We start from the raw sequence: 19,017 nt of genomic DNA on the forward strand, positions 1-19,017 counted from the left end.
TGTGGGTGCCCAATAGGTAGGGGTCCCTTGGTGATGCGGCGTCCGAACCCAGCTTCAGTCTTCCGGGAACAGCAATTCAGCCAGTTCGTCGGCATCGACGTCGTAGACGCGGGCCAGGCTGGTTTCGATGGCGCTGGTCACCTCGCCGGGCAGGAAGCGCATCGAGTTCAGAGCGTCCTCAGCGATGTCATCGGTGAGCAGCTTGTCGTCGCTGTCGAGTTTTTCGTCGTTGATCACCGCCATCACCCAGCTCTGGTAGGCGTAGACCAGATCGGAGAACTCGAGTTCGGGATCGTTCAGGTCCAGGGCCATGGTGCGAATAGCCAGTCGCCCCAGTCTGACCTTTCACAGGAGAGGATGAACAGCATGGATTCCGCTGATGCCACTGGCCTCCAGGCCACGCTGTTTGATTTCTCGATTGCTGAATTGGTGCGGCAACACCGGGAGAGCTTCCAACCCCTCTGGACGGCAGAAAGTTGGGTGAAGTTGTTGATCTGGTTGTCGTTGAATTGCGGCAGCTCCGGGGATGAAGCCGGCATGGCCCGTTTCGTCGAGGCGCTTGGTCCAAGCCTCACCACCCGGATGCGGCGGGTGTTCTTTGAACGGGAACTGGAGGATCTCGATCTTCAGGTGATGGCCGATCCGGCTGAGCAGCAGGTGCTGGTGCTGCCGATGGGCCCTGGTGTTCCTCTGGATCTCGAACGGGCCGCGGCTGTGATTGAACAGGTGAAGCTTCAGGATCAGGTGGTGGCGGATCGTGGTCGCTGGCAGGCCCTGGATGCTGTGGTGGCGATTCCCAGAATGGTGGCAACGGCATGAACTTGATCGGCCGTTACCGCAATGCCGGGTTCGAGTCGGTGGCTGATGCCGTAAGTGAGTTCTTCCCGCGCCGCTTGGATTTGCAGCGTCCTGGCGTGGCCTTTGGGCCGGAAGGTACAGGCGAACCGGCGAAACAGAGCACCGACATCAGCCTGGTGGCGATTGATCGCTCGGAACCCGAATCCTTCGCCCTTTCACAACTGATCTTTCGTGGGGTGACGGCAGGGTTGGATCGCTATGTGCAGGAGCGACCGCTGTTCCGTCAGTGCTGCCCGCAGCAGAGCCTGTTCGTCAATCCGATCTTCAATCTTCAGCACTACGCCCCGGGGGAAGGGTTCAAGCGTTGGCACTGTGATTGGACCATGAGCGATGAGGCCACCGAACCGGTGCACCGAGTGCTGGCCTGGATTCTTTACTGCAACGACGTGGATGAGGCGGGCACCGAGTTTCATTGGCAGGACCACCACGAACCGGCGGAGCGGGGCAAGCTGGTGATCTTCCCGGCGGGTCCATCCCACATTCACCGGGGACGGGTGAGTGAGAGCGCCAGCAAGCTGATCGCCACTGGTTGGATCAATGCCGGACGCCAGGAGGACTACTTAAGTCGCCTCGCCCGTTGAGCTGGGCTGGTCCTCTGGGATTGCGTCTTCCACTTGCAACTGATTGGCGGCAGCACCCATGCGCAGGGTCTGATCTTTTGATGGTGGCCATTCCATCGGATACACCTGACGCTGCGGGAAGGGGATGCCGATGCCGTTCTCTTCAAAAGCCGTCCAGATGGCTTGGCGCAAGTCACTTCCCACACCGAAGGCCTCCAGTGGGTTGCGCACCCAGAACAGCAGCTTGTAGTTGATCGATGAATCCGCGAAATCGACGGTGAAGGCTGCCGGGGGTGGGTACTGCAGCACCTTCTCGTGCTTGCGGGCGACCTCCTCCAAGACCGCAATCACTTGACTGGGTTCGTGGTGATAAGCCGCTCCCACCATCACCCCGTCGCGGCGGGAGGTTTCTTCGGCGGTGTACGACTCAGCCTCTTGGGTGAAGAAATTTTGATTGGGAATCAGCAGTTCGGCGCCATCGCGGCCGCGGCGCAATTGGGTGGCGCGCAGCCCCAGCTTTCTCACCGTGCAGGGGTCGCCGTTGATCATCAGGATTTCTCCGGGGCGCACGGAGCCTTCAAACAGCAGCCAGAGGCTGCTGATGAAATTGGAAATGATCTCTTTGATGCCAAAGCCGATGCCCACGGAAAGGCCTCCGGCTACAGCTACTAAGGCGGTGCCATTGATTCCGATGTAATAAGCCACCCCCATCACGCCAATGCCGATCACCGAGTAGCGAAGAATCACTTCGAGCGCTTTGCGGCCCTGGGGCTTAATGCCGAAGAATCCACCCCCAAGCCAGGCGGCGAAGGCTGCCGGACGGCTGGCCAGGGTGATAACCAGATAAACGATCACCAGGGCTGTGCACAATTTGCCGATGGTGAGAGTCACCCCGAACACATCTCCCAGGGAAATCAGCGACAGCGATTCCCGGCTTCCAAGCATCTGGAAGAAGGTGAGGATTGAAATGACCAACAGAATGGGCCGGAAGAAAGATTTATCGATTTCTTCGACCGGTACTTTTGGAAAGCGGCTGAGAATGAGTTGCTTGGTGGGTTCCACGCAGCGCCAGATCAGCCAGAGCAGCGCCAGATACTGCAGGTAGCCCGCTGTGACTCCAACGAGGGTCAAAGTGGTGGCGATTAGAAACAGTGCCGCCGGGACCAGGAGATGGATCAGGCTGGCGATCAGGGGACTCCTGAGTTTTCGCTTCACCCGTGATTCGCTGGTGATGGCGGCGACGAACAATCCCACCTGGAGAAGTACGGAACCCCGCTGCAGATAGCCCAGCCAGGTCGTGGTTTCAGAGGTGATTTCGGTGATCATGAATCGCTCTCCCGCAAACTTTTCAGGATTTTTTGACTGGATTCCTCTGGGGAACTGACGTCGTAGATGGTGTCGAGCAGAGCATCTGAGATGGTTTCATAACGCTCTGGATCGCGAAACACGCGCGCTTTGGATTGCCCTTTGGCGGCGTTTGCCTTCAGGGACTCCTGTGCATACATCACCAAGGCTTCTGTGCCGCCGGGGATTTTGGCGGCAACGATCTTCGCGGCTTTGCGGTTCACGGGCAATGAATTGCGCCCTGCGAGTGCATAAGTTTTTTGCGCCCAGGGTTTGGTGATGAAATCGATCATCACTAATGCTTTCTCTCGCTGCGTTGGGCTGGAGTTGCGTCCAAGCGCCCACACCTGCAGTTTGGTGGCGGCTTTGAGCTTTGTTGAAGGTCCTTTGGGGAGAGGAGCGAGCGCAAGTTTGTCTTTCATTTGCTCTCTCAATTCCCGCAGGCTGCTGCTCCAGCAGGTGATCCAATCCAGCTCTCCAGCCACCAAGGCGTCGCGGAGGGTGCGCTGATCGTTCAGAAAACGAATGTTTTGCTGATAGCTCGCGTTTTCCAGCCAGTGCAACCAAGCCGTCACGTTGGCCTGGCGTTCAGCATCTGGAGGGAGCTTCGCGAGTGCGGCTTCCATGGCTTCGCCAGCGTCAAATGATTCAGCACTCCAGAACAGATCCTTCAGCTGCAGTGCCATGCCGAAGTTGTTTTCTTCGCTGGCTTGTTCCATCTGCTCAAGGGTCTGGGGCGGAGAGGGCAATCGCTCCTTGTTGAAGCAGGCCAACTGCACAAACTGATTCACCGGACGGCCCACCAGTTGCCCGTCCTTGGCTGTGACGAGGTCGAACAGATAGCTCGGTGTGTCAGCACGATCTTCACGAGAGATGACAATCGGATCGACCAACTTGCGCTTGTACAACTCGAGAGCTGTGTCGCTATCGGTGATCAGCAGATCCGGGCCAAAGCCGCTACGGGTTTGATCTTCAATCTCATCAACAAAATTTTTCTGGGAGGACAGGGTTAGTTGAGGGCGGATGGTGGGATCCACACTTCTGATGTGATCAATGGCGTCTTCAGTGACCTCCCGCAGCTGTTCGTAGTCCTTGCTGGAGATCGTTTCTGAGTTATTGATCGTGCGAACCACCTTGATCACAACCGGTGGGTGCCAACTGCCGCAACCTGTTGTAAGGGCCGTTAGTGCAATGCCCAGGGCCAGATGCTGGATCCGGATTAGCCCCATGCCAACGCTTCAGTGGGCCGATGTTAGGGACGTTGGCCGGAGTGGGCAGGGCTTTGCGAGCATGTCCTGCTGAAACGCTGAGCATTCCGTGCCCGAACTGGCCAAGACCTACGACCCGGTTGGCACGGAGGCCCGATGGCAACAGGCCTGGGACGACCAGGGAGCCTTCCACCCCGACCCGAAGGCGCCAGGTGAACCGTTCTCGGTGGTGATCCCGCCACCGAACGTGACCGGCAGCTTGCACATGGGCCATGCCTTCAACACGGCCTTGATCGACACGATCGTTCGCTACCAGCGTTTGGCTGGAAAGAACGTGTTGTGTTTGCCCGGCACCGACCACGCCTCGATCGCGGTGCAAACGATCCTGGAGAAGCAGCTGAAGGAGGAGGGCAAGACCCGCCACGATCTCGGCCGTGACGCTTTCCTGGAGCGGGCCTGGCAGTGGAAGGCCGAAAGCGGTGGCCGGATCGTGGGCCAGCTGCGCCGTCTGGGCTATTCCGTTGATTGGAAGCGCCAGCGCTTCACCCTCGATGAGGGCCTTAGTGAGGCTGTGAAGGAGGCCTTCGTGCGGCTGCATGAGCAGGGGCTGATCTACCGCGGTGAATATCTGGTGAATTGGTGCCCCGCCTCGGGCTCGGCGGTGAGCGATCTGGAGGTGGAAATGAAGGAGGTGGACGGTCACCTCTGGCATTTCCGTTATCCCCTCAGCAGCGGTGAAGGCCATCTGGAGGTGGCCACCACCCGGCCCGAAACGATGTTGGGCGACACGGCGGTGGCGGTGAATCCCACCGACGAGCGCTACGCCCATCTGGTGGGTCAAACCCTCAAGCTGCCGTTTGTGGATCGCGAGATTCCGATCGTGGCCGACGACCACGTGGAGAAAGACTTCGGCACCGGCTGCGTCAAGGTGACGCCGGCCCACGATCCCAACGATTTCGCCATCGGTCAGCGCCACGGTCTGCCCCAGATCACGGTGATGCGCAAGAACGGCACGATGAACAAAGAGGCTGGCCAGTTCGAGGGGCTCGATCGCTTCGAGGCTCGTAAGGCCGTGGTGGCCGGCTTGGAGGAGCTGGGGCTGCTGGTGAAGGTGGAGGACTACCGCCACAGCGTTCCCTATTCCGACCGCGGCAAAGTGCCGGTGGAGCCGCTGCTGTCCACCCAGTGGTTTGTGAAAACCGAGCCCCTAGCGGCCCGCTGCCGCGAAGCGCTGGAGAAGCAGGATCCCCGCTTCATCCCTGAGCGTTGGGAGAAGGTCTACCGCGACTGGCTGACCGACATCCGCGACTGGTGCATCAGCCGACAGCTTTGGTGGGGGCATCGCATCCCCGCCTGGTTCGTGATCAGTGAGAGCGGCGGCAAGTACACCGACACCACGCCCTACGTGGTGGCCCGCAACGAAGCCGAAGCCCTGGAGAAGGCCAAGGCTGAGTACGGCGCGGCGGCGGAGATTGAGCAGGACGAAGACGTGCTCGATACCTGGTTCTCCAGCGGCCTGTGGCCCTTTTCCACCTTGGGCTGGCCCGATGCGAGCAGCGCCGATCTCCAGCGCTGGTACCCCACCAGCACCCTGGTGACGGGCTTCGACATCATCTTTTTCTGGGTGGCTCGGATGACGATGATGGCCGGCGCCTTCACCGGCGAGATGCCCTTTCAGGACGTCTATATCCACGGCCTGGTGCGGGACGAGCAGAACCGGAAGATGAGCAAGAGCGCCGGCAACGGCATCGATCCGCTGCTGCTGATCGACCGTTACGGCACCGATGCCCTCCGATTCGCCCTGGTGCGGGAAGTGGCTGGTGCCGGTCAGGACATCCGCCTCGATTACGACCGCAAGAAGGACACCTCCGCCACGGTGGAGGCTTCCCGCAACTTCGCCAACAAGCTGTGGAACGCCACTCGGTTCGCGCTGATGAACCTGGGCGGCGAAACCCCCGCCCAGCTTGGGGATCCCGACCCCGCTGCGCTGCAGCTGGCGGATCGCTGGATCCTCTCGCGTTTGGCCCGGGTGAATCGGGAAACGGCTGAGCGCTACAGCAACTATGGCCTCGGTGAAGCGGCCAAGGGGCTCTACGAGTTCGCTTGGAACGACGTTTGCGATTGGTATCTGGAGCTGAGCAAGCGCCGGCTCAACCCCGGTGAGAATCCATCAGCCGAAGCCCTCGCTGATCAGCGGGTAGCCAAGCAGGTGCTGGCCAAGGTGATCAGCCAGATGCACCTGATGCTGCATCCGCTGATGCCCCACCTCACCGAGGAGCTCTGGCACAGCGTCACCGGCGAGCCGGAGACCAGCTTCCTGGCCCTGCAGCCCTGGCCGGTGTTGGATCAAAGCGCTTTGGATGATGCCTTGGAAGCCTCTTTCGCTGAGCTGATCGGTGCCATCCGTGTGGTGCGCAACCTTCGCGCTGTGGCAGGTCTCAAGCCCTCCCAGTCGGTGCCGGTGCGCTTCGTTACCGGCCGCAGCGAGCTGGCGGCTGTGCTCAGCCAAGGCACGGCCGACATCACGGCGCTGACCCGGGCGGAGTCGGTCGCGGTGATGACACCAACAGAGGCCGATGCCGCTCCGGTGGCCAAGGCCTTGGCTGGGGTGAGCGGTGAGCTGCAGGTGTTGCTGCCGATCGAAGGTTTGGTAGACCTTGATGCGCTGAAGAGTCGCCTCGAGAAAGACATCGCCAAGGCGGAGAAGGAGATCAAGGGCCTGGCCGGCCGTTTAGGGAATCCCAACTTCGCTGATAAGGCACCGCCGGAGGTGGTGGCTGAGTGTCAGGCCAACTTGGATGAGAAGCAGGCCCAGGCGGATTTGGCCCGTAAGCGCTTGGCCGACCTGAGCTGATCCGGTGATTCAGGTTCAGGGGCTGAGCAAGACCTACCGGGTTGCCGAGAAGCAGCCCGGTTTGGCCGGCACCCTGCGCCATTTCATCCGGCGCCGCACGCGGGATGTGACGGCGGTGCAGGACGTGTCCTTTGCGATTGAGCCCGGCGAGATGGTGGGCTTTCTCGGCGCCAATGGCGCCGGCAAAACCACCACCTTGAAGATGCTCTGCGGGTTGATCCACCCCAGCGCTGGGGATGTGCAGGTGGCAGGGCACAGGCCGCAGCGACGCCAGGCAGAGTTTTTGCGCCGGATCACCTTGGTGATGGGGCAGAAGCAGCAGCTGCTCTGGGACCTGCCGCCGATGGATTCCTTGCGGGTGAATGCAGCGGTCTACGGCATCCCCGATGCTGTGGCCCAGCGGCGGATCAGCGCGCTGGCCGATCTGCTGGAGCTGGGGGAGGAGCTCACTCGCCCGGTGCGCAAGCTCTCCCTGGGCCAGCGGATGAAGGCTGAACTGCTGGCGGCCTTGCTGCACGAGCCGGAGGTGCTGTTCCTCGATGAACCAACTCTTGGGCTGGATGTGAATGCCCAGGCCCGGGTGCGTCAGTTCCTGGCGGACTACAACCGCCGCACGGGGGCAACCGTGTTGCTCACCAGCCACTACATGGCCGACATCACGGCGCTCTGTCCCCGGGTGCTGCTGATCCACCAGGGGCGGTTGTTCCACGACGGCCCCTTGGAAGCTTTGGCCGATCAGCTGGCGCCGGAGCGGGAGGTGCGGCTGAAATTGGAGTCGCCGGTTGAGCCGGGAGCACTGGCTGGGCTGGGACGTCTTGAGCAGCTGGAGGGCTGTGACGTGCGGCTGCTGGTGCCCCGCGACCAGCTCACCGCGGTTGTGGCGCAGCTGCTGGACCGCTTCCCCGTGCGTGATCTGGACGTGACCGATCCGCCCATCGAAGAACTGATCGGTGGGTTGTTCCGGCAGGGGCGCGTCTGATGCGGATCTTCGGGTTGAACCGCAGGATCATCCGGGTGCTGCTGGGGTCCCAGTACGCCCACATGCTCGAGTACCGCGCCGAGATCGCCCTCTGGGCGCTCTCCGGTGTGCTGCCCTTCATCATGCTCAGCGTCTGGAGTGGCAGCGAAGCCCGCTCAGGCTTGGGGCTCGATGGTGTGGCCCTGGATCGCTATTTCCTCAGCGCTTATCTGGTGCGCCAGTTCTCGGTGGTTTGGGTCGTCTATGCCTTCGAGGAGGACGCCCTGTTGGGTCGGCTGTCGCCCTATCTGCTGCAGCCGCTCCACCCGCTCTGGCGTTATGTGGCGGCCCATCTGGGTGAGCAGCTCACCCGCCTGCCCTTCGCAGCCTTGATTGCTGTGGTGTTTTTTGCTGTGCAGCCCCAGGCCTTCTGGCTGCCCTCCTTGGGCGGCTTTCTGCTGGCCTGGCTGGCCACCTGGATGGCCTTTGCCATCGCCTTCCTGTTCCAGAGCTTGATCGCGGCCCTGTGCTTCTGGAGTGAGAAGGCCAGCGCCCTGGAGCGGCTTCAGTTCATTCCCTTCGTGTTTCTTTCTGGTTTGTTGGCACCCCTCACGGCGTTCCCGCCGGCGGTGCGGGCTGTCGCCCAGTGGACGCCCTTCCCTTACCTGATCGACTTTCCAGCTCGGGTGCTGGCGGGCCAGCCGGTGGATCTGATGGCGGGCTTTGGCGCGCAACTGGTCTGGGTTGCTCTGTTGCTGCCGTTGGTGCTGCTGCTCTGGCGTGCCGGCGTGCGGCGCTACAGCGCCATGGGGGCCTGATGGGGCGGTACTGGCGGACGTTGCGTCGCTTCTGGAGCACCGCCGTGGCGGTGCAGTTGGAATACCAGGCCAACGTGTTGATCGAGTTGCTGGCGGTGGCGATGAGCCTCAGCGGCAGCCTATTTTTGCTTTCGCTGTTCTATGGCCCCAATCAGACGTTGGGGGGTTGGAGTTGGGCCCAGGCCCTGATGGTGCAGGGGCTTTACACCGTGTTCGATGGCATGGCCACCACCTGGCTGCGCCCTAATCTTGGGGCGATCGTCACCCATGTGCGGGAGGGCACCCTGGATTTCGTGCTGCTCAAGCCAATTGACAGCCAGTTCTGGTTGTCGCTCCGCACCCTGTCTCCGGCTGGGTTGCCAGAAATTGGCCTGGGGCTTGGGCTGCTGGCCTGGGGCAGCCATCAGGCCGGAGTAGTGCTCACCTTGTCCTCACTGCTCACCGTGCTGGTGATGCTGCTGGCCGGTGGCTTGATCCTTTATTCGCTCTGGTTTCTGATCGCAGCTACCAGCATCTGGTTCGTCAAAACCTGGAATGCCACTGAGGTGTTGCGGGCTTTGCTGGCTTCCGGTCGTTATCCCCTCAACGCCTACCCGCCGGCCTTGCGTCTGCTGTTCACTGTGGTGCTGCCCGTGGCGTTTCTCACCACGGTTCCCGCCCAGGTGTTGCTCGGGGAAGCTGCGATACCAATGCTGCTGGCGGGGTTGGCTCTGGCGGTGCTGTTCTTTGCAGCGGCGCGTGCCTTCTGGTTGTTTGCACTGCGTTTTTACACGTCAGCTTCCAGTTGAGTGCAATGCTCCACGCCATGTGTTGGTGAGTTCGCTTGATCTCCTTGGTTCAGCACTGGCTTCCGGAGGCGTTGGAGCTGCTGCGCTCCCCAGCCGGTGCGCTGGTGTTCATCCCCCTCTATGCCCTCTGGGTGACCTTGCTGTTGCCGGGGGTGTGGGCCTCGATGCTGGCCGGAGTGCTCTATGGCACCTGGCTTGGCAGTGGCCTGGTATTCGTTGGGGCCTGCCTGGGGGCGGTGGTGGTGTTTTTGCTGGGGCGTTCGGTGCTGCGCGACTGGGCCCAGCGCCGCTTGGAGCAACTCCCCAAGCTGCAGGCGGTGGAGCGGGCCGTCAGCAAGGAGGGGCTGAAGTTGGTGTTGCTGACGCGTCTCTCCCCTGCCTTTCCGTTCTCTTTGCTCAACCTGGCCTACGGCCTCAGTGAGGTGAGCCTGCGGGACTACAGCATCGGCTTGATCGGCATCCTTCCTGGCACCATTTTGTTTTGCGGGTTGGGGGCGCTGGCCGGCGATGTGGCCCGTTTCGGTGAGGTGCTTGGGGGTGAGGCCGATGCCGGCACCTGGACGCTGCGGGTGGTTGGCGTGCTCGCCACGCTGGCGGTGGTCTGGCTGGTGAGCCGGGCGGCCCGCCGGGCCCTTCAGGATGTGGAGACGTCGCTCTGATCGGGATCGGCGAGTCGCCAGTCCCTCAGGGCAGCGATCAGGATGAACCAGGCCAGTCGCATGCGGGCGATTGTGCCGGTGCGCTGCTGCAGGTCAGCCAACTTGGCCCGTCCGCAGTCGGTCTTGATCCAGCGATGAAGCGCAGGGGGGGATTGGTTCATGGCAGCAGCATGGCGGTGAGGTCGTCTTCGCTGAGAACCGCCACCCCGAGGCTCTCGGCTTTGGTCAGTTTGCTGCCGGCGGCTTCTCCCGCCACCACATAGTTGGTCTTTTTGCTGACGCTGCCGCTCACCTTGCCGCCGGCCGCTTCGATTAGCGCTTTGGCGTCGCTGCGGCTCAGGCTGGGGAGTGTTCCTGTGAGAACCAGGGTCTTGCCCTGCAGCACGCCGTCGGCGTCAGCTCCGGCTTGGCTCGCGGCTTCCTGCTCAGAGGCACTTGCTTCCAGGGAGAGGCCGACGCTGCGCAAGTCCTGCAGCAGCTGTTGGTTAGCGGGCGTGCGCAGCCATTGGCCGAGGCTGGCGCTGATTTCCGAGCCGATGCCGTGCAGTTCGGCGATCCGCTCCGGGGCATCCAGAGCGGCTGCTGCGAGGCTGTCGATGCTGAAGAAGTCAGCGGCGAGAGCTTTGGCGTTGACCTCACCGATGTGACGTATTCCCAGGCCGTAGAGCTGGCGGTGCCAGGCCTGCTGTTTGGAGGACTCCAGGGCGGCCACCAGGTTGCTGGCTGATTTGTCCCCCATCCGATCCAGGCTGGCGAGCAGGGCGGCATCCAGCCGGTAGAGATCGGCGAGAGAGCGCACTAGGCCGCGGTCCACCAGTTGTTCGATCAACTTGCTGCCGAGGCCATCCACATCCAGGGCGCCCTTGCTCACCCAGTGCCGCAGACCACCCCGCAGGATCGCCGGGCAGCTGCTGTTCACACAGCGGGTGGCGGCTTCATCGCCCTCCCGCACCAGGCTGGAGCCACATTCGGGGCAGTGCTGCGGCAGTTGTACCGGAGTGGCGTCGCTGGGCCTGAGCTCCGGCAGCACCCGCACCACTTCGGGAATGATCTCTCCGGCTTTGCGCACCACGATGGTGTCGCCCAGATGTAGATCCAGTTCAGCAATCCGATCGGCGTTGTGGAGGGTCGCGCGGCTGACGCTGGTGCCCGCCAAAGCCACCGCTTCGAATTCGGCGACGGGGGTGATGGCACCGGTGCGGCCCACCTGAGCGCCAACGCGCAGCAGACGGGTGGGGGCTTCTTCGGCGGGGTATTTGAGGGCGATTGCCCAGCGCGGTGCCTTCTGGGTGAAGCCGGCTTCGTCCTGCAGCAGCAGGTCGTTCAGTTTCACCACCACGCCGTCGGTGGCATAGGGGAGGTCATGGCGACCCTGTTCCCAGTGGTCGCAGAAGCGTTGGATGGCGGCCAGATCGGCACAGAGCTCCCGGTTCGGGTTCACGCGGAAACCAGCCGTGTTGAGCCACTCCAGAGCAGCCCATTGGCTGGGGGGTTGGGCGTCACCCGGCAGATGCAGGGTGTAGGCGAAGAAGTCGAGCCGGCGGGCGGCCACCACTTTTGGGTCCAGTTGGCGCAGGGTTCCGGCGCAGGCGTTGCGGGGATTGGCGAACAGGGCTTCGCCCCGTTGTTCGCGTTCGGCATTGATCGCCGCGAAGGTGGCATCGGGGATGAAGGCCTCCCCTCTCACCTCCACCCATTCCGGTGGATTGTCGATCTGCAGGCGAAGGGGAATCGAGCTGATCGTGCGCACGTTGGCGGTGATCTCTTCCCCGCGGCTGCCGTCGCCACGGGTGGCGGCACGCTCCAGCACCCCATGGCGGTAGCTCAGGGCGAGGGCGTTGCCATCAATTTTCAGTTCCCCCACCAGGGGCAGCTGGGTGTCGTTGGGTCGGTCCAGCACCTTGAGCAGCCGCTCATGCCAGGCCTGTAGGTCGTCGCGGTTGAAGGCATTGTCGAGGCTGAGCAGCCCCACACGGTGTTCAACGCTGCTGAACCCTTCCGCTGGAGCCACACCCACCCGCTGGGTGGGGCTGTCGGGACGTTGCAGATCAAGATGGCTCTCTTCCAGCTCGAGCAGCTCGCGATAGAGGCGGTCGTAGACCGCGTCCTCCATCACCGGAGCATCGAGAACGTAGTAGGCGTGGCCAGCACGGTTGAGCAGTTGCCGCAGTTCCGCGGCCCGCTCGTGCGGATCAGGCATTGACCCGGTTGATGCGGGCAATGCGCCAGTTGTCCTCCACCTTGGTGAAGGTGAAGTCGAGGGGCAGCTCCTCGTCACCCTCGGACTTCAATTTCACGGTGAGGAGCAAGTTGCCTTCCTGCACGCGGGGGCGTCCGGACTTGAGATTGCGGAACTTGTTCAGCTTGAGGTCGGCCAGGAAGCGGATGAACTGCTGGCGGCTCACGTGCTGCCGATAGGCCTTGGTGGTGAGCAGGTAGGCGGCATCGATGCGGCCGGCAGCAACCTGCGTGAAGAACTGCTTGATCAGGGGGTTGATCCCGCGGGCGTCAAGCACCAACTTGACGGCGTTGTAGATCCAGTACCCCAGCAGGGTGACTCCTCCCGCCAGCAAAGCTTTGCTGCCGATGTCACGCACCAGTCCTAGTTCCATCACCAGCTGTCAAAGCAGGGCCGAGTCTGACTGACCACGGCAAGATGGCGCTGATTCGGATCCCCTCCCCCCTGCTCTGTGCCTTTGCAGCCCCTGCTGCCGTTGTTTCACCGCCTCAACCGGGAGCATTTCGGAGGTGTTCTGGTGGATGGTGGTCAGCCGCTGACGGCTGTGCGTTGGAGTGATGGGCGGATGAGCCGCACCGCGGGGTTTTATCGGCGTGGCCCAGGGGTGGGCGAGGGACGCGGCAGCGAGATCGTTCTGTCACGACCCGTCTTGGAACCGCTGCCGCAGACCGCTACGGAAAGCACGCTTTGTCACGAGATGATCCACGCCTGGGTCGATCTGGTGCAGCGCCGCCGGGAAAGCCATGGACCGCTGTTCCGGGCTCGGATGGCAGCGATCAATGCGGCCCAGAGTCGCTTTCAGGTGAGCATCCGCCACAGCTATCCGGTGCCGCCCCGGCCGCCCCGTTGGATGGCGGTCTGTCCCCGCTGCGGGCGTCGCACTCCTTGCCGGAGACGCACGCGCAATGCCGCCTGCCGCGCCTGTTGCATCGAGCACTTTCACGGCCGCTGGGATGCCAGCTGTGTGCTCAGTTATGTGGAGGCGGAGGGCTAGATGGAGGTGTTCTGGCTGTCCCTTGAATGCGGTGGTGTGGTGATTGTGTTGTTGGGATTGCGGCGGGAACAGTGGTTGCGCCGCCGCCGTCGGTAACGTCAGGAGATGGAGGAGCGATTCGATCGGTTGGACCGGTTCCGTGATCAGCGGGATCGCCGTCTCGACCAATTTTTGGAAACCGGACGTCAGCTCGTCGATGGTGTCTCCGGCCGGCGGCCTGGACAACGACCCGGGCAGCGGCGTTCCGGTTTGGACCTCGATTCAGTGGGCCGCTGGGTCGGTGAAAAAGTCGAGTGGCTGCTGGAAGAGGACGACGACTGGCAGGAGCCTTGGCAAGAGTCCGGGCGGGGCCGCCCGGAGCCCGCGCGTTCCATGCGTTCAGCCCGGCGCCCCCTCGATGCGATTTCACGCCGGGGCCGCCGTTCTGTGCCGGCACCAGTGCCAACGTCAACGCCGCCTGTGGCTCAAGAGTTCAAATCAGATCAGCAGGGTTGGCCGGAGGATGACAGCTTTCGAGTTCAGCGTTGGTCACGGTCGGCGCAGGCGATCCCCCGTCCGGAGCCAGACGCGGCTCCGAATCCGACTTCCGGAAGAAGGGCACTGCCGCGTTCCAGCCGTCGCCGGGCCGATTAACAGCTGGCGTGAAGCGAACGTGGGTTGACCCGATAGCGGCAGCCCCGTTCGGCCAGTTTGTGGTTTACATCGTCGAGCAGTTCCCCGGGCATGTCTTCCGCCATTTGGTCGGCTGTGGCGGTGATCGACGGCGATCCGACCTGGAGGGCCTCCAGCAGTTGTGTCCACTGTTCGATTTGGAGGCTGCGGCTCATGGGCTCATACCCCTTTTGTTCCAGCAGATGGCTGCAGATTTCGCGGTTCCAGAGCACGCTTCGCCCTTGGCCGTGGGGCCCTGTCTGCATGGCGGCATTGGCGTCGAGTGCGCTCTGGGTGGGGCGACCCCGACGGTCACGCCAGCCTTGATGCTCGAGGGTCTTGCCGCAGTGAATGGCTGAAATGCCGTAGATCCGACCGAGGTCGGTGAGGCTGAGCCAAGAGGTGGTGGCAGCCATGACACGGTGAACCGAAGTGCCTACATCTTCCTGAGAGGACAACTCTTGGCAAGTTGTCAAGAGCAAATCCCAACAAACTCGAGGGTTTGTTCATGAACTTTGTTGAAACTCTTGGCGCAGCGTGGGCCCGAGCCAGGTTTCGAGCTGGGGGCTGAACACTTCGCGAATCACGGTGAGGGCCTTGCCTTGGCGGAAGAAGCGGTAGTGGCGGCTCCAATACGGGCCGCGATAGCCAAAGGTCTGGTCGAGCCAATCTCCCTCCACCAGGGCCAAGCCGTCCACTTCGCGGAACAGCTCAGAGCGTCCTTCCGTCAGGCTTTTCCAGATCGGTTGATTGCGGTCCCGCAGGTGCCAATCCGCCTCAGCTTGGTTCCACCAGCTTTCCGCCCAGGCCAGGGGTGTGCCGCCGCAGGTCAGCCAGACCTGGCGGCGCAGCAAGGGTGCCATCAGTTCCTTCACTTCCTCCGGTGCCCCGGGGTGGTCGCTCTGGTCGGCCTCCATGGCGATCAAATCCACGGCGACCGGTGAACCGGTTAGGAGTCGCAGGTGGCGGGTTGGGCTGCCATCACCCAGCAGCATCAGCCGCCAGGGTCCTGGTAGTTGTCGCGGTCCCTCCGCCGAGAGCACGGCGTCGGTGGGGGCTTGCCAGAGCTGGTGCGGTGATGGGTGAAGTCGCTGGGTGGGGTTCAGAAGAGTCCTCCCACCGAAAGGGTTTGGCTCTGGCCGTTGCGGCTGATCACAGCACCGCTATCGGTGACGTTGTTGAGAACCCAACCGCTGCTGCCGATGGCATCACCGATGCCGGCGGACACCGATCCCTGTCCCAGCTGAAAAATGGCGGAACTGGTTCCACCCGGGCCCTGCACCACGCCTGTGAGTTGGGGGGTGGGCTCGATCGGAGCCGGGGCTTGATCGCTGCTTTGGGGAACGGCCGTCAATGGCTGTTTGATCGGCAGGGTCAGCGGTTCCAGGCTCAAGACCGCTTCTGAAGCCTCCTCGGGCGTGACCGTTGGTTCTGGGCGGGTCTCCTGCGCAGCGAGTTGGTCGCGCAGCCGCTCGATCATGGCGACGCTTTGCTGCCGTTCCAGGTCCAGGCGGGAGCGCTGCAGGCTGCTCACCAGCCAGGCGCTGCAGATCACCCCGGCAACGGCGACGCCACTCACCAGAGGCAGAAGCCAGGGGGTAGGGGAGCGGCGGTCGGGTGCTGCTGTCGTTGGTTCGTGCACATCCACATCCACCGGCACCAGGTACGGCTGGGTTGGGACCGCGACCGTCTCACGGTCAAACACCTGGTCCATCACCTGCTCGGCTCGCAGGTTCCAGTAGGCGCGTGAGGTGGGAACCCTTGCTGACACCGCAGACGTTTCAGGACGCCAACGCTATCGAGCTTCTGCGGTGGGGGCGAGGGGTTGGCGTTCCCTTTTCTGCAGTTCCAGCCACATCAGCAGGGCTGTGATGTCGGCCTTGCTGACGCCGGGGATCCGGCTGGCCTGACCCAGGGTGCTCGGTTGAATCGCAGCGAGCTTTTCGCGGGCTTCGTTGGAGAGGGTGCCAATGCCGGCGTAGTTCAGATCGGCAGGCAGCTTGCGCTGGCTCTGGCGTTTCACCTGATCGATCTGTTGTTGTTGCCGTTGCAGGTAGCCGCTGTATTTGATGTCGATCTCAGCCCCCTCCCGCACTGGCAGGGGCAGGTCGGCGTCGGCCAGACCATGGCGCACCAGATCAGCGGCGTGCATGCCGGGTCGTCGCAGTAGGTCGGCCAGGGTGATCGAGCCTTTGATCGCTGCGCCTGTTTCTTGCTCCACCGCCGGGGCCACCGGATCGCTCACCTTGAGGCGCGCGGTTTCCAGCCGCTGTTTTTCGGCCTCCATCGCTTCGAGTTTGTTCTTGAACAGCTGCCAGCGGCGGTCGTCGATCAGGCCGAGCTCACGGCCCAGTGGCGTCAGCCGGCGGTCGGCGTTGTCACCCCGCAGGATCAGGCGGTATTCGCTGCGGCTGGTGAGCACCCGGTAGGGCTCGCGCAGGTCTTTGCTCACCAAATCGTCGATCATTGTGCCGATGTAGCTGCCTTCACGGGGGAAGTGCACCGGCTCCTGGCCGCCGATCAGCCGGGCTGCGTTGACGCCGGCCACCAGACCCTGGGCCGCGGCTTCCTCATAGCCCGTGGTGCCATTGAGCTGGCCGGCGCTGAACAGGCCACGCACCCGCTTGGTTTCCAGGGATGGCTTGAGCTGGGTGGCGGGCAGGTAGTCGTAATCGACCGAATAGGCCGGCCGCAGCATCACGGCTTGTTCCAAGCCCGGCAGGCTGCGCAGCAGTTGCAGCTGGATCGGCTCCGGCAGGCCGGTGGAGAAGCCCTGCACATAGATCTCCGGGGTGTCGCGACCCTCTGGCTCGAGGAAGATCTGGTGGCTGTCCTTGTCCGCGAAGCGAACGATCTTGTCTTCGATTGAGGGGCAGTAGCGCGGGCCTTTGCTGTCGATCACGCCGCCGTAAATGGCGGTGAGGTGCAGGTTGTCGCGAATCAGCTGATGGGTTTCGGCGGTGGTGCGGGTGATGTGGCAGCTCATCTGCTCACCGCTCACCCAGGCGGCCGGGTCAAAGGAGAAGAAGCGGTCGGCTGCATCGCTGGGCTGTTCTTCCAGCTGATCAAGGGCGATGCTGCGCCGGTCCACCCGGGCGGGGGTGCCCGTTTTCAGCCGGTCGGTGTGGAAGCCAAGTTGCTGGAGAGCCTCGGTGAGGCCCTCGGCGGCCTGCTCGCCGGCGCGGCCGGCGGCCATCGATTGATGCCCCACCCAGATGCGGCCCCCCAGGAAGGTGCCGGCGGTGAGGATCACTGCTTCAGCGCCATACACGCTGCCGAAATAGGTGCGGATGCCGTTGATGCGTGGCTGATCGCCTTCACTGCTGGTTTCCAGGCCGGTCACCATCGCTTCGCGTAGGGCGAGGTTGGGGGTGTGCTGCAGCAGTTGCAGCATCTGGCGGGAATAGAGGCGCTTGTCGGTCTGGGCGCGCAGGGCCCACACAGCCGGGCCCCGGCTGGCGTTGAGAATGCGCTTTTGGATGGCGGTGGCATCGGCCAGGCGGCCGATCACCCCACCGAGGGCATCCACTTCATGGACGAGCTGGCTTTTGGCGGGGCCGCCGACGGCCGGGTTGCAGGGCTGCCAGGCGATCCGATCCAGATTCAGGCTGAAGAGAGCGGTGTTTAGGCCCAGCCGGGCGGCTGTGATCGCCGCTTCACAACCGGCATGGCCGCCACCAACCACGATCACGTCGAAGGATTCCGTGGGGGCGGCGGTGAAGCTCATGGCTTCATTATCCGGTTCTGCAGAAACGTCGGCTTTGGCTTAAAGATTGAGGTCTTGGAGGGATTGGATGGTTTGGTGGGAATAGGTCCAGCCGCCAGAGGTGTTATCGAAGCTTTGGTTGAAGAAGATGTCTTGATAGGTGGCGTTTAGGGAGGTGCTGCCGGTGCTGTTCAGGCCGTAGGTGTTGACCTGAATCTTGTTGGGATCTGTGGAGTGTTCAGCAAGACGATCGAGGGCTGCATTGAGGTCGTTTTGCATTTGTTTCCACTGCCATTGGCCTTGGTTGTTTTGGAAGAAATATGGATTGCCCTTGGTGTCGTAGAGGAGGCCAGAGGTGGTGATGTCTTCTTTGCCGAGGGTTTCGGGAAGCGGAATGGCCTGGCCGGTGATGGAGTCAGAAGCGGCGTTGGTTCTGGTGTCCCACCAACTGCGACGTTCTGGCCTGCCATCGAGAACGAGGGAGATGGATGTGGATTGATCGCGCCGGTTGGGGTCGTTGGCTTTGTTGTTGAGGAGATAGTCGAGTCCTTCCAAGGCACCGAGCAATTCGGTTCCGGCATAGAGGTTGGAAGGTCTATTTGAACGGCCCTGATGGAGGTCGTAACGATTGGGCTTGGGGAGGCCAAGTTCTTTCCATTTTGAGTTGTTTTTTATTGAATTACCGAAGTCTTCTCCTGCCATTTTGAGCGACAGGATGGCTTGCATGGTGTCAATGCCGTTGCTTGGATTTGAGCGAGAGAGGGTGAAGGTGCTGTGATCGACGTGGTAGTTGTAAGTGATCAAATGAATATCGAGATCATCGGCATGTTTTGCATCATTTAGGTTGTCAATGATGGTGTAGTTGTCGAGTTCTTTTATGGCTTGCGTGCTGGTTTGATTGGCGAGTGTTTGGAGTAACTGTGTTGATGTAACTGTTCTGTTGGTGCTGCGGTGTTGAAATTGATAGCCAGCGCGTTCAGCGTCTTGTGCGAAGGCTTCTAGTGTTATCAGGCATTGGAATTTGCTGTGGTCTTTCCCCTCGCTGTGGAGCATGGATGTGGAGGTATCGAGGAGGAGATAGATATCGCCTTTGTCTGAAGTGCTCTCTGGAGTAGGAGTTGGTGAGGGAGAAGGGGAAGGAGTTGGTGAGGGAGAAGGGGAAGGAGTTGGTGAGGGAGAAGGGGAAGGGGATGGTGAGGGAGAAGGGGTTGGACTGGTGGTGGAATCAACGGTGAAGGTGACGGTGTTATTGGCGTCGTTTTCGTCTTGGTTGGTGTTGCTGGCAGCATCAGAGAATTTGTCGTTGGCGGCGTGGATGACGCCGTTGGTGGTGCTGTCTGCAGTGGGTGTGAAGGTGGCGGTGTAAACGGTGCTGGAAAC

21 protein-coding genes are annotated in these 19,017 nt (G+C 62.2%); 10 read left to right on the forward strand and 11 right to left on the reverse strand.

Annotated elements, in window-relative coordinates; translation table 11 throughout:
• Positions 1-54 precede the first annotated feature (54 nt).
• Positions 55-312, reverse strand: a complete 258-nt coding sequence (locus tag NCN06_RS12520; RefSeq protein ID WP_011365486.1) for a hypothetical protein — start codon at positions 310-312, stop codon at positions 55-57.
• Between the two features lie 54 nt (positions 313-366).
• Between NCN06_RS12520 and NCN06_RS12525 the strand changes: the two genes are divergently transcribed.
• Both NCN06_RS12525 and NCN06_RS12530 read left to right on the forward strand, forming a co-directional pair.
• Positions 367-819: a protein phosphatase gene (locus NCN06_RS12525; RefSeq protein ID WP_226397485.1), complete on the forward strand. Its 453-nt coding sequence runs from the start codon at positions 367-369 to the stop codon at positions 817-819.
• Complete coding sequence (locus tag NCN06_RS12530; protein ID WP_226397484.1) at positions 816-1,439, forward strand: 2OG-Fe(II) oxygenase; 624 nt, start codon at positions 816-818, stop codon at positions 1,437-1,439. Before NCN06_RS12525 ends, NCN06_RS12530 begins: the two co-directional genes overlap by 4 nt.
• Here the strand turns inward: NCN06_RS12530 and NCN06_RS12535 are convergent.
• A complete protein-coding gene (locus tag NCN06_RS12535) occupies positions 1,419-2,744 on the reverse strand; it encodes a mechanosensitive ion channel family protein (RefSeq protein ID WP_226397483.1) in 1,326 nt (441 codons plus the stop codon). The two genes, NCN06_RS12530 and NCN06_RS12535, sit on opposite strands and share 21 nt — an antisense overlap.
• Positions 2,741-3,991 (reverse strand): extracellular solute-binding protein, encoded by a 1,251-nt coding sequence (locus tag NCN06_RS12540; protein ID WP_250399013.1) that lies wholly within the window; start codon positions 3,989-3,991, stop codon positions 2,741-2,743. Before NCN06_RS12540 ends, NCN06_RS12535 begins: the two co-directional genes overlap by 4 nt.
• 88 nt (positions 3,992-4,079) lie before the next feature.
• On the opposite strand from NCN06_RS12540, the gene NCN06_RS12545 reads away from it, so the two are divergent.
• From NCN06_RS12545 to NCN06_RS12565, 5 genes are read left to right on the forward strand one after another with little or no spacing between them, the layout of a single operon-like run.
• Positions 4,080-6,824: a valine--tRNA ligase gene (locus tag NCN06_RS12545; RefSeq protein WP_226397481.1), complete on the forward strand. Its 2,745-nt coding sequence runs from the start codon at positions 4,080-4,082 to the stop codon at positions 6,822-6,824.
• A 4-nt stretch (positions 6,825-6,828) separates the two neighbouring features.
• On the forward strand, positions 6,829-7,803 hold the full coding sequence (locus NCN06_RS12550; protein WP_226397480.1) for an ABC transporter ATP-binding protein: 975 nt from the start codon (positions 6,829-6,831) through the stop codon (positions 7,801-7,803).
• Complete coding sequence (locus tag NCN06_RS12555) at positions 7,803-8,600, forward strand: ABC transporter permease (RefSeq protein ID WP_226397479.1); 798 nt, start codon at positions 7,803-7,805, stop codon at positions 8,598-8,600. Before NCN06_RS12550 ends, NCN06_RS12555 begins: the two co-directional genes overlap by 1 nt.
• Positions 8,600-9,388, forward strand: coding sequence for an ABC transporter permease (locus tag NCN06_RS12560; RefSeq protein WP_226422758.1), 789 nt, complete (start codon positions 8,600-8,602; stop codon positions 9,386-9,388). The genes NCN06_RS12555 and NCN06_RS12560 overlap by 1 nt, the downstream gene beginning before the upstream one ends.
• Positions 9,389-9,423: 35 nt before the next feature.
• The gene (locus tag NCN06_RS12565; RefSeq protein WP_226397477.1) at positions 9,424-10,047 is read left to right on the forward strand and encodes a TVP38/TMEM64 family protein; all 624 of its coding nucleotides are present in this window, start codon (positions 9,424-9,426) and stop codon (positions 10,045-10,047) included.
• Here the strand turns inward: NCN06_RS12565 and NCN06_RS12570 are convergent.
• Genes NCN06_RS12570 through NCN06_RS12580 form a run of 3 tightly spaced genes read right to left on the reverse strand, consistent with a single transcriptional unit; the run spans position 10,023 to position 12,659 of the window.
• Positions 10,023-10,208: a hypothetical protein gene (locus NCN06_RS12570; RefSeq protein WP_226397476.1), complete on the reverse strand. Its 186-nt coding sequence runs from the start codon at positions 10,206-10,208 to the stop codon at positions 10,023-10,025. The two genes, NCN06_RS12565 and NCN06_RS12570, sit on opposite strands and share 25 nt — an antisense overlap.
• Positions 10,205-12,247 (reverse strand): NAD-dependent DNA ligase LigA, encoded by a 2,043-nt coding sequence (ligA, locus tag NCN06_RS12575; protein WP_226397475.1) that lies wholly within the window; start codon positions 12,245-12,247, stop codon positions 10,205-10,207. Before ligA ends, NCN06_RS12570 begins: the two co-directional genes overlap by 4 nt.
• Positions 12,240-12,659, reverse strand: a complete 420-nt coding sequence (locus NCN06_RS12580) for a hypothetical protein (RefSeq protein WP_115094811.1) — start codon at positions 12,657-12,659, stop codon at positions 12,240-12,242. Before NCN06_RS12580 ends, ligA begins: the two co-directional genes overlap by 8 nt.
• A gap of 78 nt (positions 12,660-12,737) precedes the next feature.
• Here NCN06_RS12580 and NCN06_RS12585 point away from each other — a divergent pair, with 78 nt between their 5' ends.
• A complete protein-coding gene (locus NCN06_RS12585; RefSeq protein ID WP_226397474.1) occupies positions 12,738-13,280 on the forward strand; it encodes a SprT family zinc-dependent metalloprotease in 543 nt (180 codons plus the stop codon).
• A 105-nt stretch (positions 13,281-13,385) separates the two neighbouring features.
• Positions 13,386-13,913 (forward strand): hypothetical protein, encoded by a 528-nt coding sequence (locus NCN06_RS12590; RefSeq protein ID WP_250399014.1) that lies wholly within the window; start codon positions 13,386-13,388, stop codon positions 13,911-13,913.
• Here the strand turns inward: NCN06_RS12590 and NCN06_RS12595 are convergent.
• The 5 genes from NCN06_RS12595 to NCN06_RS12615 all read right to left on the reverse strand — a co-directional run bounded on the left by NCN06_RS12595 (position 13,910) and on the right by NCN06_RS12615 (position 18,363).
• A complete protein-coding gene (locus NCN06_RS12595) occupies positions 13,910-14,347 on the reverse strand; it encodes a hypothetical protein (RefSeq protein ID WP_226397472.1) in 438 nt (145 codons plus the stop codon). The two genes, NCN06_RS12590 and NCN06_RS12595, sit on opposite strands and share 4 nt — an antisense overlap.
• 90 nt (positions 14,348-14,437) lie before the next feature.
• Positions 14,438-15,037: a chorismate lyase gene (locus NCN06_RS12600; protein WP_170952202.1), complete on the reverse strand. Its 600-nt coding sequence runs from the start codon at positions 15,035-15,037 to the stop codon at positions 14,438-14,440.
• Entirely contained in the window at positions 15,034-15,702 is a 669-nt protein-coding gene (locus tag NCN06_RS12605; RefSeq protein ID WP_250399015.1) for a pilus assembly protein PilZ, read from the reverse strand. The genes NCN06_RS12600 and NCN06_RS12605 overlap by 4 nt, the downstream gene beginning before the upstream one ends.
• A 24-nt stretch (positions 15,703-15,726) precedes the next feature.
• Entirely contained in the window at positions 15,727-17,658 is a 1,932-nt protein-coding gene (gene mnmG / locus NCN06_RS12610; protein ID WP_226397470.1) for a tRNA uridine-5-carboxymethylaminomethyl(34) synthesis enzyme MnmG, read from the reverse strand.
• Positions 17,659-17,697: 39 nt separating this feature from the next.
• Complete coding sequence (locus NCN06_RS12615; RefSeq protein WP_250399016.1) at positions 17,698-18,363, reverse strand: hypothetical protein; 666 nt, start codon at positions 18,361-18,363, stop codon at positions 17,698-17,700.
• A 364-nt stretch (positions 18,364-18,727) separates the two neighbouring features.
• Between NCN06_RS12615 and NCN06_RS12620 the strand changes: the two genes are divergently transcribed.
• Positions 18,728-19,003, forward strand: a complete 276-nt coding sequence (locus tag NCN06_RS12620; RefSeq protein ID WP_250399017.1) for a hypothetical protein — start codon at positions 18,728-18,730, stop codon at positions 19,001-19,003.
• Positions 19,004-19,017: the final 14 nt, after the last annotated feature.

Origin of the sequence: Synechococcus sp. MU1648 (assembly GCF_023630615.1) — a bacterium.
Taxonomy (GTDB): domain Bacteria; phylum Cyanobacteriota; class Cyanobacteriia; order PCC-6307; family Cyanobiaceae; genus Parasynechococcus.

Excerpts from the sequence above, each read along its gene's own strand:
- NCN06_RS12520 (WP_011365486.1), bottom strand. The coding sequence starts at position 312 with ATGGCCCTGGACCTGAACGATCCCGAACTCGAGTTCTCCGATCTGGTC.
- NCN06_RS12525 (WP_226397485.1), top strand. The coding sequence starts at position 367 with ATGGATTCCGCTGATGCCACTGGCCTCCAGGCCACGCTGTTTGATTTC.
- NCN06_RS12530 (WP_226397484.1), top strand. The coding sequence starts at position 816 with ATGAACTTGATCGGCCGTTACCGCAATGCCGGGTTCGAGTCGGTGGCT.
- NCN06_RS12535 (WP_226397483.1), bottom strand. The coding sequence starts at position 2,744 with ATGATCACCGAAATCACCTCTGAAACCACGACCTGGCTGGGCTATCTG.
- NCN06_RS12540 (WP_250399013.1), bottom strand. The coding sequence starts at position 3,991 with ATGGGGCTAATCCGGATCCAGCATCTGGCCCTGGGCATTGCACTAACG.
- NCN06_RS12555 (WP_226397479.1), top strand. The coding sequence starts at position 7,803 with ATGCGGATCTTCGGGTTGAACCGCAGGATCATCCGGGTGCTGCTGGGG.
- NCN06_RS12560 (WP_226422758.1), top strand. The coding sequence starts at position 8,600 with ATGGGGCGGTACTGGCGGACGTTGCGTCGCTTCTGGAGCACCGCCGTG.
- NCN06_RS12570 (WP_226397476.1), bottom strand. The coding sequence starts at position 10,208 with ATGAACCAATCCCCCCCTGCGCTTCATCGCTGGATCAAGACCGACTGC.
- ligA (WP_226397475.1), bottom strand. The coding sequence starts at position 12,247 with ATGCCTGATCCGCACGAGCGGGCCGCGGAACTGCGGCAACTGCTCAAC.
- NCN06_RS12580 (WP_115094811.1), bottom strand. The coding sequence starts at position 12,659 with ATGGAACTAGGACTGGTGCGTGACATCGGCAGCAAAGCTTTGCTGGCG.
- NCN06_RS12590 (WP_250399014.1), top strand. The coding sequence starts at position 13,386 with ATGGAGGAGCGATTCGATCGGTTGGACCGGTTCCGTGATCAGCGGGAT.
- NCN06_RS12595 (WP_226397472.1), bottom strand. The coding sequence starts at position 14,347 with ATGGCTGCCACCACCTCTTGGCTCAGCCTCACCGACCTCGGTCGGATC.
- mnmG (WP_226397470.1), bottom strand. The coding sequence starts at position 17,658 with ATGAGCTTCACCGCCGCCCCCACGGAATCCTTCGACGTGATCGTGGTT.
- NCN06_RS12615 (WP_250399016.1), bottom strand. The coding sequence starts at position 18,363 with ATGCAAGCCATCCTGTCGCTCAAAATGGCAGGAGAAGACTTCGGTAAT.